Here is a 15461-nt window from a genome sequence, read left to right on the forward strand (position 1 = left end):
ATGTCTGACCCACAGGTTGACCCGGCCGGGAACACGCAGGCCTTCCGCGCCTTCGCCCGCAACCAGGAAGAGGCCGCGCAGGAGGCCCAGCAGCAGGAGTCGTCGCGCCTGCCCCTCTACATCGCCCTGGGCGTCGCCCTGGTGATCGTGGTGGCGGTCGTCGGCTACTTCGCCTTCGTGGCCTAGGAAGACCTCCGCGAGCAGAACCGCCGGCGACCGCGCCCGCCGGCGGTTTTGACATGCCCGGCTAGTCCCGGACGACCAGCGCGCTGCCCCCACCCCGTCGGGTGGGCTCGGCGACGGCCTGGACCTTGCCGTGCCTCAGGAACTCCAGCGCGGTCGCGGCGCCGATCTCCGGGGTGACCGCGAACGTGTGGCCCTTGGCGGTCAGCTCGGCGCCGTAGCGGTCGATGAAGGCCTGCTCGGCCTGGGTCGCCGCGATGTTGCGCTGCGAGGCGCGCGGGGCGGCCACGGCGTCGGGCAGCGACATGCCGAACGTGAAGCGGTTGAGCAGGATCTGCAGGACGGTCGTGATGATCGTCGCGCCGCCGGGCGAGCCGACCGCCAGCAGCGGCCTGCCGTCCTTGAGCACGATCGTCGGGGCCATCGAGGAGCGCGGGCGCTTGCCCGGGGCGGGCAGGTTGGGGTCGTTCGGCGCGGGGCCGAAGCTGAAGTCGGTCAGCTCGTTGTTGAGCAGGAGGCCCCGTCCGGGCACCACGATGCCCGAACCGCCGGTCTGCTCGATGGTGATGTTGTACGCCGCCACGTTGCCCCACCGGTCGGAGGCGACCAGGTGGGTGGTCTCAGGCCCTTCGGGCTGCTGCTCCTTGGTCTCGGGCGCGGGAGCGGGCGCGGCGCAGGGGCCGTAGACGCCGTCGGGCTGACCGGGGGCGGCCGGGTGCGGCAGCGCGGTGTCGCCGATCAGGCAGGCCCGCTCCTTGGCGAAGCCCTCCGACAGGAGCTGCTCCAGCGGGACGTCCACGAACGCCGGGTCGCCGACGTAGGCGTTGCGGTCGGCGAAGGCCAGGCGGCTGGCGTCGAGGTACTCGCTCAGCCCGGCCGGGCCCACGTTCTCCAGGATGTTGAGCGCCTCGCCGACGGTGGAGCCGCCGGAGGACGGCGGGGCCATGCCGTAGACGTCCAGGCCGTTCCAGCGGACCCTGGTCGGCTCGGGGGTGAGCGCCCGGTAGGCCCGCAGGTCGGAGACCTCCATCAGGCCCGGCCGCACGTTCCGGGTCGAGCCGGGGGTGACCGGCGGGTTCTTGACGGTGGCGACGATCTCCTGGCCGAGCTTCCCGCCGTAGAGCCAGGAGGGGCCCCGGTCGGCGAGCTCCTGGTAGGTGCGGGCCAGGTCGGGGTTGCGGAAGGTCGAGCCGACCGGCGGCGGGGCGCCGCCCGGCAGGTAGAGGGCGGCCGTCGAGGTGAAGTCGGCGAAGCGGGCCGCGTTGGCGGCGGTCTGGTCGTGGAAGGTCTGGTCGACGGGGAAACCCCTGCGGGCCAGGTCGACGGAGGGCTTCAGCGCCTTCTTCAGCGAGATCGTGCCGTGGCGGCGCAGCGCCAGGTTCCACTGGGCCACCGAGCCCGGCACGCCGACCGACAGGCCGCTGGTGACGGCCTGGTCGAAGGGGATGCCCTCGAAGGTCGAGGCGGTCATCTTCGCCGGGGCGGTCTCGCGGCCGTCGACGGTGACCACGCGGCGCGACCGCGCGTCGTAGTAGACGATGAAGCCGCCTCCGGCCAGCCCGGCCGAGTAGGGCTCGGTGACCCCGAGCGCGGCGGCTCCGGCGACGACGGCGTCCATGGCGTTCCCACCGTCCTTCAGCACGCCGAGGGCGACCTTGCTGGCCTCCAGGTCGACGGTGGCCACCGCCCCGCCGTAGCCCTCGGCCACGGGTTTCTTCTCCACCTGAGGCCGGGCCTGGGCGGGCGGCGCGACGAGCGCCCCCATGACGACTATCCCGAGCGCGGCGCCTGTGACGCGTCTCATGGTCACCTCCACTTTGCGATCATCCAAGGATGACCGGACATGTCAAGGCCCGGTACGCCCCGAGGTGTAGTGCGGGCTTCCCCCACTGATGGATGTCATGCCCGCTGAGGTCGCCTAACGTGACACCGTGGTCGAGCGCAGAGACGTGGTGCACGCCATCGCCGCGGCGGTGGTGCAGACCGTCGCGTCCGTGGGCGCCCAGTGGGCCCAGCCCGACCGCACCCCGCTCGACTGGCGGGGCTACCTGCTGCTGCTCGTCGGCCCCGCGATGATCCTGGCGATGCGGCGGCGGCCTACCGTGGCGATGGCCGTCACCCTGGTGGCGACCTGGGTGTTCCTGCTGTTCGGCTTCGTCTACGGGCCGGTCTTCCTGACGCCCATCATCATGATCGTCCACACCCTGGTCTCCGGGCACCGGCGGCCGGCCTGGGCGTGGGGCATGGCCACCCTCCTGTTCATGATCGTCTACACGACGTGGCTGGTCTCCGGCCCGCCCCGAGGCTGGTATCACAACCTCGCCGTGGCCGCGTTCCTGTTCCTGGTGCTCACCTTCGCCGAGTGGCTGCGGGCCTTCCGCGAGCGCCGGGCCGAGAAGGCGCAGAAGGCCGCCGAGGAGGAACGCCGGCAGGCCAGCGAGGAGCGGCTGAGCATGGCCCAGGAGCTCCACGACGTGCTGGCGCACAACATCTCGCTCATCCACGTGCAGGCCTCGACCGCGCTGCACCTCATCGAGACCCATCCCGAGCAGGCCCGCAGCGCCCTGTCGACGATCAAGACGGCCTCCAAGGACGTGCTGAGCGAGATGCGCGGCGTGCTCGACGTGCTGCGCGAGGGCGCCCCCCGGAACCCGACCGCCGGGCTCGACCGCCTCGACGACCTGGCCGACCGCAGCTGCCTCGACGTGAAACTCACCCGGACCGGACAGGTCAGGCAGATCCCCCACGGGCCCGACCGGGCCGCTTACCGGATCGTCCAGGAGTCCCTCACCAACGTGACGCGGCACGCCCCCGGCTCGTCGGTGGTGGTCTGCCTCGACTACGGAGACGACACCCTGCGCGTCACGGTCACCGACGACGGCGCCGGGAAGCGCGACGCGGTCACCGACCTGGGCGGCGGCAACGGCATCCCCGGCATGCGCGAACGCGCCTCGGCCCTGGGCGGCTCGCTGACGGCGGGCCCCCACGACGGCGGTTTCCGCGTCGCGGCGACCCTCCCGATCCCCGCCAAGGAGAAGCCATGACCCGGCCCGCCCAAGAAACGACCGTGATCAGGATCCTGCTGGCCGACGACCAGGCCCTCGTCCGGGCCGGGTTCCGGGCGCTGCTCGACGCGCAGGAGGGCATGAAGGTGGTCGCCGAGGCCGGCGACGGGGCCGAGGCGGTGCGGCTGGCCGGGGAGCACTCCCCCGACGTGGTGCTGATGGACATCCGGATGCCCGGCACCGACGGCCTGACGGCCGTGCGGCTGATGCCGCCGGGGCCGAAGGTGGTCATGCTGACCACGTTCGAGCTCGACGAGTACGTCTTCGAGGCGCTGCGCGGCGGCGCGAGCGGCTTCCTGGTCAAGGACACCGAACCGGCCGAGCTCATCCAGGCCGTCAGGGTGGTGGCGGGCGGCGCGGCGCTACTGTCGCCCGGGGTGACCCGGCGGCTGATCGCCGAATACGCGTCGCGGGCGAAGGCGCCGGTCGTGCCGAAGGAGCTCGGCTCGCTCACCGAGCGGGAGCGCGAGGTGCTCGCCCTGGTCGGCAACGGGCTGACCAACGACGAGATCGCCGGGAGGTTGTTCATGTCGCCCGCCACGGCGAAGACCCATGTCAGCCGGGCGATGATGAAGCTCGGGGCGCGCGACCGGGCCCAGCTCGTGGTGATCGCCTACGAATCCGGCCTGGTCAGGCCGGGCTGGACGTGATGAAATAGCCGGGTAAGCGCTTTCCGTACTGGCGGCCAGGTGCGGAGGGAGTGGCATCCGGGCTACTTCTCGCGTCCGGCCGGTCACGTTAGGTTGCGCTGGTGATGGCCTTGTTCGCCGGCGGGGTGGGCGCCGGGCTGCTCGCGGGCTCCGTGTCGTGCACGGCCGTCCAGGGTGGGCTGATCGCGGGGGTCGACCGCATCTGGGCCTTCCTGGCCGGGCGGGCCCTCGTCCATGTCGTGCTGGGCGCGCTGCTGGGTCTCGTCGGCGGAGTGCTGGTGCTCGCGCCGCAGGTCAGAGCCCTTGTGCTGGTCGTCGCGGGGCTGGGTGTGGTGGTGGCGGGGGTCGTGCTGCTGCGCCGTCCGATGGCGTGCCGGCCGCTGACCGGCAGCCCGTTCGCCCGGGGGGCGGCGACGGTTCTGGTGCCCTGCGGGGTGACGCTGAGCACCGAGCTCGTGGCGGTCTCCAGCGGGTCGGCGCTCGCGGGGGCGGCGCTGATGGGCGGGTTCGTGCTGGGGTCGTCTCCGGCGTTCGCCCTGGTGGGGATCGTCTTGAAGCGGCTGGCCCGGTGGGCCGGGGTGCTGGTGATCGCCGCCGGGCTCTTCACCGTCTTCTCCGGCGTACGGCTCGGCGGCTGGCTGCCCGACAGCCCCGCCGTCGCCGCCTCGGCGGGGAACGTGGTCTGGGCGACGCCCGACGGGTTCCGGCCGGCGGCGATCTCGGCTCCGGCCCATCGGGAGATCGTCGTGGTCTTCCGCACCGACCACAACCGGAGCTGCACCACCACGGTCGCGATCGACGGCAGAGACGTCGCCCTGCCGGAGACCGGGCAGGTGACCATAAGGCTGGGCGCGCGGGGGCCGGGGACGGTCCGATACTCGTGCGGCATGGGCATGTTCTCGGGATTCATCAGCATCCGCTGAAGTAAGAAACTGGCAATCACCCTCCGTGACCAGACTGTTACATGCAACTCTGTCCGGCATGACAATGTGGCCTGAGGTGTCGGCCAGGACCGCGCAGGTCCCGCCGCCCCGCCCCGCCGCCGACGGCGAGGGCGACGACCTGCACGCCGCCGCTCAGGCGGGGGACGCCCGCGCGGCCCACCTGCTCGGGCGGCTCTACGCCCAGCGTGGCGACCGCTCGGCGGCCCGCCACTGGTGGGAGCGGGCGGCCGGGGCCGGCAACGTCGACAGCGCCTTCAACCTCGGCAAGTGGCACGAGAAGCACGGCTCGCTCGACGAGGCCCTGCGCTGGTACGAACTGGCCGCCGGAACCGGCGACGCCGAGGCCGCCGCCAACCTGGCCACGTTGCTGCTGGAGCAGAAGGGCGACGCCCCGGCCGCCTTCCACTGGTACGAGACCGCCGCCACCGCCGGGTCGCGGCGGGCGTCCCGGCGGCTGGCGCTGCTCTGCGAGGACGCCGGAGAACTGACGCGGGCCCGTGACTGGCACCGCAGGGCCGCCCTCGACGGCGACCTGACCAGCGCCCACGACCTGGGCTTTCTCGGCTACTCCGGCGGCGAGGAGGGCGACGCGCGCCACTGGTGGGAGTTCGCGGCCCGGGGCGGGCACGCCGAGGCCGCCTACCACCTGGGGTTGCTGCTGCACGCCCTGCGCGACCCCGAGGGCGCCGAGGTGCTCTACCGGCTGGCCTCCCAGCACGACCACCCGGGCGCGGCTTCCCAGCTGGGCAATCTCGCGCTGGCCAGAAGAGACCTCCGCACCGCGCGGGCCTGGTTCGAGCGCGCCGCCGGGACGGGCCGGGTCGACGACCAGCGGATGGCCGGGTTCGTCTGCGTCGAGCTCGACGACGCGCGGGCCGCCTCCCACTGGTTCGGGAGAGCGGCGGCGAGCGGCGACGCCGAGGCGGCGTACAACTTCGGGTTGTTGCTGATCGCCGAGCACGCCGACATGAGCGGCGGCGAGCACTGGTTGCGGCAGGCGGCGGCGCAGGGCCACTACCGGGCGGCGCTGGAGCTGGCCACCCTGCTGACGGCCACCGACCGGGCCATGGAGGCCGAACGGTGGAGCGCCCTGCCGAAGACGCCGGGCTGGGACCGGCCGGCCGAGCCCGAACTGGCCGCGCGGGCCGAACTGGCCGTCGCGGCGGCCGGACGGCGCGGCGAGACCACCCTCGACGTGGCCGAGCTGAGCGAGATCCTCGGCACCTGGGACATGGTCACCCGGCGCCTGCGCGACCCGATCGACCCGATCACGTGGCTGGCCGACAAGAGCGGCCTGCACATCGGGGCGGTCGAGCACCTCGCGGCGGTGCGGGCCACCCTGCTGCGCCCCGGGACCGCCCCCTGGCCCACCCCCACCGAAGTGGAGCGGGTCCTGGAGACGGCCCGTGACCTGCGAAAACGCCTAGGCCTGAGTTAGGCCGCGAGGACCTCGCCGACGGGGGTGTAGGGGAGCTGGTGCGCCACCGCGACCGGCTCGTTGGTGACGAGACCCTGGTGGGTGTTGAGCCCGAGCGCGAGCCCGGCGTCGCCCGCCAGCGCCTTCTTCCAGCCCTGGTCGGCCAGCTTGACCGCGTAGGGCAGGGTGGCGTTGGTGAGGGCGTAGGTGGAGGTGTTGGCCACCGAGCCCGGCATGTTCGCCACGCAGTAGAAGATCGAGTTGTGGACCGTGAAGGTGGGCTCGGCGTGCGTGGTCGGACGGGAGTCCTCGAAGCAGCCGCCCTGGTCGATGGCGATGTCGACGAGCACCGAACCCGGCTTCATGCGGGCCACCAGCGCGTTCGACACCAGCTGGGGGGCCTTGGCGCCCGGGATCAGCACGGCGCCGATCACCAGGTCGGCCTCAAGGCAGGCCTTCTCGATGGCGTACGACGTCGACACCAGGGTCTTGAGGCGGCCCTGGTAGATCGCGTCGATGAAGCGCAGCCGGTCGATGTTGACGTCGAGGATGGTCACCTCGGCGCCCATGCCGACCGCGATCTGCGCGGCGTGCAGGCCGGAGACGCCGCCGCCGATGACGACGACCTTCGCCGGGGCCACGCCGGGCACGCCGCCCGGGAGCACGCCCCGGCCGCCGTTGAAGCGCATCAGGTTGTAGGCCCCCACCTGCGGCGCCAGCCGCCCGGCCACCTCCGACATCGGGGCCAGCAGCGGCAGCGCGCCGCCGACCTGGACCGTCTCGTAGGCGATGGCCGTGGTGCGGCTCTCGAGCAGCGCGTCAGTGCACGGCCGGGAGGCGGCCAGGTGGAGGTAGGTGAAGAGCACCTGGCCCTCGCGGAGCCGGTGGTACTCCTCGGCGATCGGCTCCTTGACCTTCAGGACCATCTCCGACTCGGCCCACACCTCGTCGGCCGAGTCGACGATCTTCGCGCCGGCCGCCAGGTACTCCTCGTCGGGGATGTGCGAGCCGAGGCCCGCGCCGCGCTGGACGTGGACGTCATGGCCGTGACGCACCAGCTCATGGACGCCCGCGGGGGTCGCCGCGACACGATATTCGTGGTTCTTGACCTCGGCGGGCACGCCGATCTTCATCTTCGGGGTTCCTTTCTCAGAGCAGAGCCCAGGCTTCGGTGAGGACTCCGCGAAGGATGGATTCGATTTCGTCGAACTCCTTCTGGCCGCAGATGAGCGGCGGGGCGAGCTGGACCACGGGGTCGCCGCGGTCGTCCGCCCGGCAGTACAGGCCTGCCTCGAACAGCGCCTTGGAGAGGAAGCCCCGGATCAGGCGCTCCGACTCGTCGGCGGTGAAGGTCTCCTTGGTGTTCTTGTCTTTCACGAGCTCGACGCCCCAGAAGAACCCGCTGCCCCGCACATCGCCGACGATGGGCAGGTCGTAGAGCCTCTCCAGGGTGGCGCGGAACGCGCCCTCGTTGCGGGTCACGTGACCCAGCAGGTCTTCGCGCTCGAACAAATCGAGGTTCGCCAGCGCCACGGCCGCCGACACGGGGTGTCCGCCGAACGTGTAGCCGTGGGCGAACATCTCGGTCCCCGACTTGAACGGCTCGAAGAGCCGGTCGGAGCAGATCATCGCTCCAAGTGGAGAATACCCGCTGGTCAGACCCTTCGCGGACGTGATGATGTCCGGTACGTAGTCAAATTTTTCCCCGGCGAACATGGTGCCGAGCCGTCCGTAGGCGCAGATGACCTCGTCCGAGACGAGCAGAACGTCGTACTCGTCGCAGATCTCGCGCAGTCGCTTGAAGTAGCCGGGCGGGGGCGGGAAGCAGCCGCCGGCGTTCTGGACCGGCTCGACGAAGACGGCGGCCACCGTGTCGGGGCCCTCCATCTCGATCGCGCGGGCGACCCGCTCGGCGGCCCAGATGCCGTACTGCTCGGGGGTCATGCCGGGGACGCCGGTGATCTCGTCGGCGCGGTAGTAGTTGGTGTTCGGCACCCGGACCGAGCCCGGCACCAGCGGCTCGAACATCTGCTTGAACAGGGGGATGCCGGTGATCGACAGGGCGCCCTGCGGGGTGCCGTGGTAGGCGATCTGGCGGCTGATGACCTTGTGCTTCAGGGGGCGGCCGGTCAGCTTGAAGTACTGCTTGGCCAGCTTCCAGGCGGTCTCGACGGCCTCGCCGCCGCCTGTGGTGAAGAACACCCGGTTCAGGTCGCCGGGGGTGTGCTCGACCAGCCGGGCAGCGAGCTCCACCGCCTTGGGGTGGGCGTACGACCAGAGCGGGAAGAAGGCCAGTTCCTGCGCCTGCTTGGCGGCCGCCTCGGCGAGTTCACTGCGGCCGTGGCCGGCCTGCACCACGAAGAGGCCGGCGAGGCCGTCGAGGTAGCGCTTTCCGTTGACGTCGTAGATGTAGGCGCCCTCACCCCGCACGATCATGGGGACCTCGGCGTGCTCGTAGGCGCCGTGGCGGGTGAAGTGCATCCAGAGGTTGTCGTGAGCCGCTCTCTGCAGATCTTCGGGGTGCGTCATCTGTACTTCCCTTGGTGTCTGAGCTCCGCTGTCAGTGTGCATTGAATCCCAGACATCTGCCAAGGGAAAACGTGGTTGCAAATTGAAACGGCTTCGGATTCCTCGACTTCTACGTGTAACAGCGACGAAATTCGTCGACCTGTTTGGAGGGGGCAGATTCAAGATCGCGAGCCACGGCCGGCCTTCGGCCGCCCGCGGCTCGCTCCGAGACGCTGTCCGGTTTATGGTTCGATGGGGCGCATGACTCCTGGTGACATCGAAGACGCCGTCGCCGCCGCCATGCCACGCGCGGTGGAGGACCTCAAGGCGCTGGTCTCTATCCCGTCCGTCGCCTTCCCCGGGCATCCCGAGGAGGAGGTGCACCGCGCCGCCGCGGCCGTGGAGTCGCTGCTGCGCGACGCCGGTCTGCCGACCGTGCGGCAGATCCCGGTCGAGGGCAGCTTCCCCGCCGTCTACGCCGAGGCCCCGGCGCCTCCCGGCGCTCCCACCGTGCTCCTGTACGCCCATTACGACGTCCAGCCGCCCGGTGACCCCGCCCTGTGGGACACCCCGGCCTTCGAGCCCACCGAGATCGACGGTGCCGTGTACGGCCGGGGCGCCGCCGACGACAAGTCCGGCATCATCACCCACCTCGCCGCGCTGCGTGCCTTCGACGGCCGCTTCCCCGTGGGCGTGCGGGTAATCATCGAGGGCCAGGAGGAGTACGCCGGCGAGCGCCTGGAGCGGTTCGTCGAGGAGAACCCCGAGCTGGTCCGCGCCGACGCGATCATCGTGGCCGACTGCGGCAACCCCGCCGTCGGCGACCCGGCCGTGACCACCTCGCTGCGCGGCATGGCCGCCGTGACCGTCGAGGTGCGCACCCTCCGCGACGCCCTGCACAGCGGCTCGTTCGGCGGCCCGGCCCCCGACGCGCTGGCGGCGCTGATGCGCATGCTGGTCGCCCTCCACGACGACGACGGCGACGTGCGCGTGCCGGGGCTGGAGAAGGGCGTCTTCGACGGCGACGCGGGCACCGACGAGGAGTTCCGCGCGGGCGCCGGGGTGCTCGACGGGGTCTCCCTGGTCGGCACCGGCTCGATCGCCGACCGCATCTGGGGCTCCTACGCGATCACGGTGACCGGGCTCGACGTGCCGACGGTCTCGGGTGCGGTCAACGCCATCCAGGCGGTCGCGCGGGCCCGGGTGACCATCCGCGTCCCCGCCCAGAACGACCCGAAGACGGCCCTGTCCGACGTGACCGCGTTCCTGGAGGCGCAGACGCCGTGGGGCGCGCACGTCACGTTCTCCGACATCTCGGTCGGCTCGGGCTTCCAGGCCCCGGCGGGCGGCCCGGCCCGTGCGGCCCTCGACCGCGCGATGACCAGGGCGTTCGGCCGCGAGCCGCGCGACGTCGGCCAGGGCGGCGGCATCCCGCTGGTGGCCACCCTCCAGCGGCAGTTCCCCGAGGCCGAGCTGCTCCTGTTCGGCGCCGAGGACGAGGCGGCCCGGATCCACGCGCCCAACGAGCGCGTCGACATCGAGGAGCTCCGCCGCGTGGCCACGGCCGAGGCGCTGTTCCTGCTGGAGTACGGCGCGTCGTAAAGAACTTTGGCGGGTCCCCATTCGTCGGGATAAGTACCGACACATCCGTGGGAGGCCCGTGTGCGCCGTCGATCCCGCCGGTTCTCTGGGGCAGATTCGCAGCGCGAGCCACGGCCGGCCTCCGGCCGTCCGCGGCTCGCTTCGGCCCTCCTGGTCGCCGCCATCGTGGCGGGCGCGGTCGTCGTGGTGGTGCGGACGGTGCACGCCGATCCCGAGTGCACCCCGTCCAAGGCCGGGTTGCGGATCGCGGCCTCCAGCGAGAAGGCCGAGCTGTTACGCCAGATGGCGGCCGGCTACTCCCGCAAGGGCTGCGGGACGGTGACCGTGACGACGATGGCGTCCGGGGCGGCCCTCGACGCGCTGGCCGACGGGTGGACCCGCGCCGACGGAGCGCGGCCCGACGTGTGGAGCCCGGCGGCGTCCGGGTGGCTGACGCTGCTGCGGCAGCGGAGCCGCTCGGCGCCCATCCCGGCCGAGGCCCCCTCGATCGTGAAGACGCCGCTGGTCATCGCGATGCCCGAGCCGATGGCCGAGGCCCTCGGGTGGCCCGAGAAGGCCCTCGGGTGGGGTGACGTGCTGGACCTGGCCTCCTCCGAGCAGGGGTGGGCGCGGCACGGGCACCCAGAGTGGGGGCCCTTCCGGCTCGGCAAGACCCATCCGGGGTTCTCCACCTCGGGGCTGAACGCGACCATCGGGGCGTACGTCGCGGCGACCGGAGTGTCGGGCGACCTGACCACCCGCGACGTCGCCTCGCCGAAGGTTCGGCGGTTCGTCCAGGGGGTGGAGCGGTCGATCGTCCACTACGGCGACACCACGCTCACGTTCCTGTCCAACCTCCAGCGGGCCGACGACGCGGGGGCGGCGATGTCCTACATCTCCGCGGTCACCGTCGAGGAGAAGTCGGTCTGGGACTACAACGAGGGCAACCCGACGGGTGACCCGGCGACGCGGGGACAGCATGACCGGCCCGACGTACCGCTCGTCGCGATCCATCCCAAAGAGGGCACGCTCTTGTCCGACAACCCCTATGCCGTGCTGAAATGGGCCTCCCCCGCCAAGCGGAAGGTGGCGGCCGACTTCCTTGCCTACCTGCGCGCGCCCGCGCAGCAGCGGCGCTTCGCGGAACACGGCTTCCGCGCCCTCGACGACCCCCTGCCGGTGAAGATCCTCCAGGTCCCGGCGCCCAAGGTGCTCGACGCCGTGCTGGCGAGCTGGGCCGAACTGCGCAAGCCGGCCAACGTGCTGATGGTCATGGACGTGTCGGGGTCGATGGAGGCCTCCGCCTCCCGTACGGGCGGATCGAAGCTCGCCCTGGCGCAGTCGGCGGCCAAACGGGCCGTCGGCGACTTCGGGCCCCGCGACCGGGTCGGGTTGTGGTCGTTCTCGACCAAGCGGACGGAACTCGTGCCGATGGCCACCGGCAACCGCGACGACCTGCGGGCCGAGATCGACCGGCTGCGCCCCCAGGGGGCCACCGGTCTCCATGACACGGCGCTGGCGGCGTACCGGCACGTACAGGACCAGGCTCGAAGTGACACCATCGACGCCGTGGTGCTCCTCACCGACGGCCGCGACGAGGTGCAACAGTCGATCACCCTCGACCACCTCCTGAAGGGCCTGCGCGGGCCCCACCCGGTGCGGGTCTTCACCATCGCCTACGGCGCCGACGCCGACCTTGGCACCCTGAAGACCATCTCCGAGACGACCAGGGCGGCCTCCTACGACTCCCGCGACCCCGGCGTCATCGACCGGATCTTCACGGAGGTGATCGCCAATTTCTAGGTTCGCCAACCCGTGGGCGCTGCTGCCGGGCGCGGTCGCGGGCCTCGCCTGCCTGGCCCTGCGCCTGCCCGTCGCGGCGGCCCTCGCCGCGGCGCTGGCAGGCTGGCTGATCTCTGCGTTCCTGTCCACGCCCGAGCCCGCCGAACCCCCCGGCCCTCCGCCGGTCACCGGCGGCAGCCCGGAGGACCACGCCGTGGCCCGCGCCGAACGCGCCGCGGCCACCTTCGCCGAACTCAGCGAGTCGATGCGCGGCCGCCTGCTGGTCGGCCCGGTGGCCTCGATGCGCCCCCAGGTCGACGACACGGTGGCGACCCTGCGGCGGCTGGCCGCCCACACGTCGGTCACGACGGCCGCCCTCGGCCGCCTCGACCCCGGCTTCCTGCGCCAGGAACGCCTGCGCCTGACCCACGCCCGCGAGTCGGCCCGCCCGGAGATCGCGGCCGAACTCGACCGTGCGATCACGGCCCTGACCGCCCAGGAGGAGGTCCACGCCCGCCTGTCGGCGACCAGGGAACGCCTGCTGGTCCGGCTGGAGTCGACGGTCATCGTCCTGGAGGGCCTGGTGGCCCGCGTGATCGAACTGTCGGCCCTGGACGCGACCAGCGGCGCCGACACCCCGACGGCCCTCGACCACCTGACGTCCGACCTGGAACTCACCCGCCAGAGCCTCCACGAACTGGCCCGGGAAACCCACGACGACCTCGACTGACCCGCCTATGCGTTCTCGTGTTCCAGGAGGGCCGTCAGCTCCGCGGGGCCCGCGTTGCCGCCCGAGGCGACGATCGCGACCTTCTTGCCCGCGAAATCCTCGCGCCGCGACAACACCCCCGCCAGCGCCGCCGCGCCCGCGCCCTCGGTCAACGTGTGGGCGTGGGTGAGCATGAGGCGCTGGGCGGCGCGGATCTCCTCGTCGGTGACCAGCAGGAAGTCGGTCAGCAGGTCGCGCATGACCTGCTGCGGGAGCGCGTAGGCCGAGCCGGTCGCCAGGCCGTCCACCCGCGTCTTCATCGGGCGCAGGACCAGTTCGCCGAGCCGCCACGCGTCGTGCGCCGCAGGGGCGGCGGCCGACTGGACGCCGATCACCTGACAGCCGGGGGCCAGCGCCCGCGCCACCAGGCAGGCCGCCGCCGCGCCGGTTCCGCTGCCGACCGGGACGACGATCGCGTCGAGATCCGGCCGCTGGAGGAGGATCTCCAGGTAGAGGGTGCCCACCCCGGCGATGATCTCCGGCTCGTCGGCCGGGCTGATCAGGCGGCGGCCCAGCCGGTCGGCCTCCGCGCGGGCCACGTCCGCCGCCTCGACCATGGTCGCTCCCCCGATGACGACCGTCGCGCCGAGCGCCTCGACGGCGGCGACCTTGGACGGGTTCGGGTTCTCCGGCATCACGATCGCGCACGGCGCCCCGGACAACCGCGCGGCATAGGCGATCGACTGCGCGTGGTTGCCGGTCGAGTAGGCCACCACGCCCCGCGACTGGTCGGGCAGGGCGGCCAGCAGGGTGATCCCGCCGCGCACCTTGAAGGCCCCGATCGGCTGGGTGTTCTCGTGCTTCACCCACAACTCGGCCCCGGCGACCCCGTTGAGGACGGGGTAGCTCCACATCGGCGTCGGAGGGATGTGCCGGGCGAGCAGGGAGGCGGCCTGGAGGATGTCACGCATGTCGGTCATGCCGACCAGCCTGAACCCACCTGCACTGATAGGTCCAATAGGGAAATATCGCGAAATCCATAGATGGTATCGATGTATTCCCGCCATATACCGACGTGGGTAGCATCGATGAGGTGCTCGACCCCGTCCGCCTGAGGGTACTCGTCGCCGTCGCCCGCACCGGCTCGCTGACCGCGGCCGCCAAGGAACTCCACTACGCCCAGCCCTCCGTCAGCCACCACCTGGCCCGGCTGGAGGCCGAGACCGGCGCCAAGCTGCTGCAACGTGTCGGCCGAGGGGTCCGGCTGACCGACGCCGGGCAACTGCTCGCCGACCGCGCCGCCGAGATCCTCGGGCGGCTCGACTCCGCCGCCGCCGAACTGGAGGCGCTCACCCAGCTCAGGGCCGGCCGGGTCAGGCTGGCCGCCTTCCCCTCCGCGCTCGGGACCTTCGTGCCCGAGGCCGGGGTCCGGCTCGCGGAGGCGTACCCGGGCGTGGAGCTGCACATCACCGAGGCCGAGCCGCCCGAGGCGCTGGCGATGATCAGGGCCGGCGAGGCCGACGTCGCGGTGGTCTTCGGATACGGACCGGGCGAGGACCCCGACGTCCGCATCCGCCACCTGTTCGACGACCCCGGCCACCTGGTCTACCTCGACGGGCCCACGCTCACGGACCACCGCGACGGCCAGTGGATCGCCGGATGCGAACGTTGCCGCCGCCATCTGCTCGACGTGTGCGCCAAAGAAGGATTCACCCCGAACATCACCTTCACCACCGACGACTACGTGGCCGTCCAGGCGATGGTCGCGGCCGGGCTCGGCGCGGCGCTGCTGCCGTCGCTGGCCCTGCGCGCCCACCGCGACCCGAGGGTCAGGACCGCCGAACTGCCCGGCTCGGTCAGGCACGTGTACGCCGCCACCTACGGAGCCCCGCCCGACCCCCCGGCCACCCAGGCGCTGCTGGAGGCGCTGGCAAAACCCTTGGCGTGATCAGCGGGTTCGTCCCTATCCTCGCGGCATGCCCGATCTGCCGACGCTCGCCGTCTTCTCCGTCGCCACCCTGGCGCTGCTGCTCGTGCCCGGCCCCGCCGTGGTCTACATCGTCACCCGCAGCGTCGCCCAGGGCCGCGCCGCCGGGATGGTGTCGGTGCTCGGCGTGCACGCCGGATCGCTCGTCCACATCGCCGCCGCCGCGCTGGGCATCAGCGCGATCCTGGCCGCCTCGGCGACGGCGTTCACCATCGTGAAGTACGCCGGCGCCGCCTACCTCGTCTACCTGGGCGTCCGCAAGCTCATGGACCGGACGTCGGCCGCCGAGGCCGTGGTGACCGAAACGCCGAAGGCCCGCCTGTTCGGCGAGGGCTTCGTGGTGAACGTCCTCAACCCGAAGACCGCCATCTTCTTCCTGGCCTTCCTGCCGCAGTTCGCCGACCCGCACGCCGGCCCGCTGGCCCCGCAGATCGTGCTGCTCGGCATGATCTGGGTCGTGCTCGGCATGGCCAGCGACGGAACCTACGCCCTGGCCGCCTCCGCGCTGGCCGGACGCCTGAAGCGGTCGGCGGCGGCCCGGCGGCGGCTCGACGTCGGCAGTGGGGTCGTCTACATCGCCCTGGGCGGGGTGGCCGCGTTCACCGGCGAACCGGGCAAGTAACCGGTTCTGTCGG

At 72.1% G+C, this 15461-nt stretch carries 14 protein-coding genes; 10 read left to right on the forward strand and 4 right to left on the reverse strand.

Translation table 11 applies throughout. The features are described 5' to 3' along the window. Complete coding sequence (locus GT755_RS21930) at positions 1-186, forward strand: hypothetical protein (RefSeq protein ID WP_030451178.1); 186 nt, start codon at positions 1-3, stop codon at positions 184-186. A gap of 61 nt (positions 187-247) precedes the next feature. Here the strand turns inward: GT755_RS21930 and ggt are convergent, their stop codons facing one another. Then, complete coding sequence (gene ggt / locus GT755_RS21935; protein ID WP_161481526.1) at positions 248-1987, reverse strand: gamma-glutamyltransferase; 1740 nt, start codon at positions 1985-1987, stop codon at positions 248-250. Positions 1988-2114: 127 nt separating this feature from the next. On the opposite strand from ggt, the gene GT755_RS41245 reads away from it, so the two are divergent. The 4 genes from GT755_RS41245 (at position 2115) to GT755_RS21955 (ending at position 6280) form a co-directional block, all read left to right on the forward strand. Continuing rightward, complete coding sequence (locus GT755_RS41245; protein WP_161481527.1) at positions 2115-3227, forward strand: histidine kinase; 1113 nt, start codon at positions 2115-2117, stop codon at positions 3225-3227. A gap of 23 nt (positions 3228-3250) precedes the next feature. Then, positions 3251-3898, forward strand: a complete 648-nt coding sequence (locus GT755_RS21945) for a response regulator transcription factor (protein WP_030451181.1) — start codon at positions 3251-3253, stop codon at positions 3896-3898. A gap of 104 nt (positions 3899-4002) precedes the next feature. Further along, on the forward strand, positions 4003-4821 hold the full coding sequence (locus tag GT755_RS21950; RefSeq protein ID WP_235967130.1) for a sulfite exporter TauE/SafE family protein: 819 nt from the start codon (positions 4003-4005) through the stop codon (positions 4819-4821). Between the two features lie 58 nt (positions 4822-4879). Beyond that, positions 4880-6280 carry a tetratricopeptide repeat protein gene (locus GT755_RS21955; RefSeq protein WP_202610340.1) on the forward strand — a complete coding sequence of 467 codons (1401 nt, stop codon included), beginning with the start codon at positions 4880-4882 and terminating at the stop codon, positions 6278-6280. On the opposite strand, the gene ald is transcribed toward GT755_RS21955, so the two are convergent. Then, positions 6277-7392: an alanine dehydrogenase gene (gene ald / locus GT755_RS21960; RefSeq protein ID WP_030451184.1), complete on the reverse strand. Its 1116-nt coding sequence runs from the start codon at positions 7390-7392 to the stop codon at positions 6277-6279. The two genes, GT755_RS21955 and ald, sit on opposite strands and share 4 nt — an antisense overlap. Positions 7393-7408: 16 nt before the next feature. Then, entirely contained in the window at positions 7409-8788 is a 1380-nt protein-coding gene (locus GT755_RS21965; protein WP_161481529.1) for an aspartate aminotransferase family protein, read from the reverse strand. Positions 8789-9028: 240 nt separating this feature from the next. Between GT755_RS21965 and GT755_RS21970 the strand changes: the two genes are divergently transcribed. From GT755_RS21970 to GT755_RS21980, 3 genes are all read left to right on the forward strand, one after another. After that, positions 9029-10369: a M20/M25/M40 family metallo-hydrolase gene (locus GT755_RS21970; protein WP_161481530.1), complete on the forward strand. Its 1341-nt coding sequence runs from the start codon at positions 9029-9031 to the stop codon at positions 10367-10369. A 60-nt stretch (positions 10370-10429) separates the two neighbouring features. Further along, the gene (locus tag GT755_RS21975; RefSeq protein WP_328794451.1) at positions 10430-12151 is read left to right on the forward strand and encodes a substrate-binding and VWA domain-containing protein; all 1722 of its coding nucleotides are present in this window, start codon (positions 10430-10432) and stop codon (positions 12149-12151) included. 193 nt (positions 12152-12344) lie between these two features. Then, positions 12345-12860: a hypothetical protein gene (locus tag GT755_RS21980; protein WP_161481531.1), complete on the forward strand. Its 516-nt coding sequence runs from the start codon at positions 12345-12347 to the stop codon at positions 12858-12860. A 5-nt stretch (positions 12861-12865) separates the two neighbouring features. On the opposite strand, the gene GT755_RS21985 is transcribed toward GT755_RS21980, so the two are convergent. Then, positions 12866-13819, reverse strand: a complete 954-nt coding sequence (locus GT755_RS21985) for a threonine ammonia-lyase (RefSeq protein WP_161481532.1) — start codon at positions 13817-13819, stop codon at positions 12866-12868. A gap of 113 nt (positions 13820-13932) precedes the next feature. Between GT755_RS21985 and GT755_RS21990 the strand changes: the two genes are divergently transcribed. Continuing rightward, positions 13933-14787 carry a LysR family transcriptional regulator gene (locus tag GT755_RS21990; protein WP_161481738.1) on the forward strand — a complete coding sequence of 285 codons (855 nt, stop codon included), beginning with the start codon at positions 13933-13935 and terminating at the stop codon, positions 14785-14787. A gap of 28 nt (positions 14788-14815) precedes the next feature. Next, positions 14816-15448 carry a LysE family translocator gene (locus tag GT755_RS21995; protein ID WP_161481533.1) on the forward strand — a complete coding sequence of 211 codons (633 nt, stop codon included), beginning with the start codon at positions 14816-14818 and terminating at the stop codon, positions 15446-15448. Positions 15449-15461 lie beyond the last annotated feature (13 nt).

The organism is Herbidospora solisilvae (assembly GCF_009901565.1).
GTDB classification, from domain to species: domain Bacteria; phylum Actinomycetota; class Actinomycetes; order Streptosporangiales; family Streptosporangiaceae; genus Herbidospora; species Herbidospora solisilvae.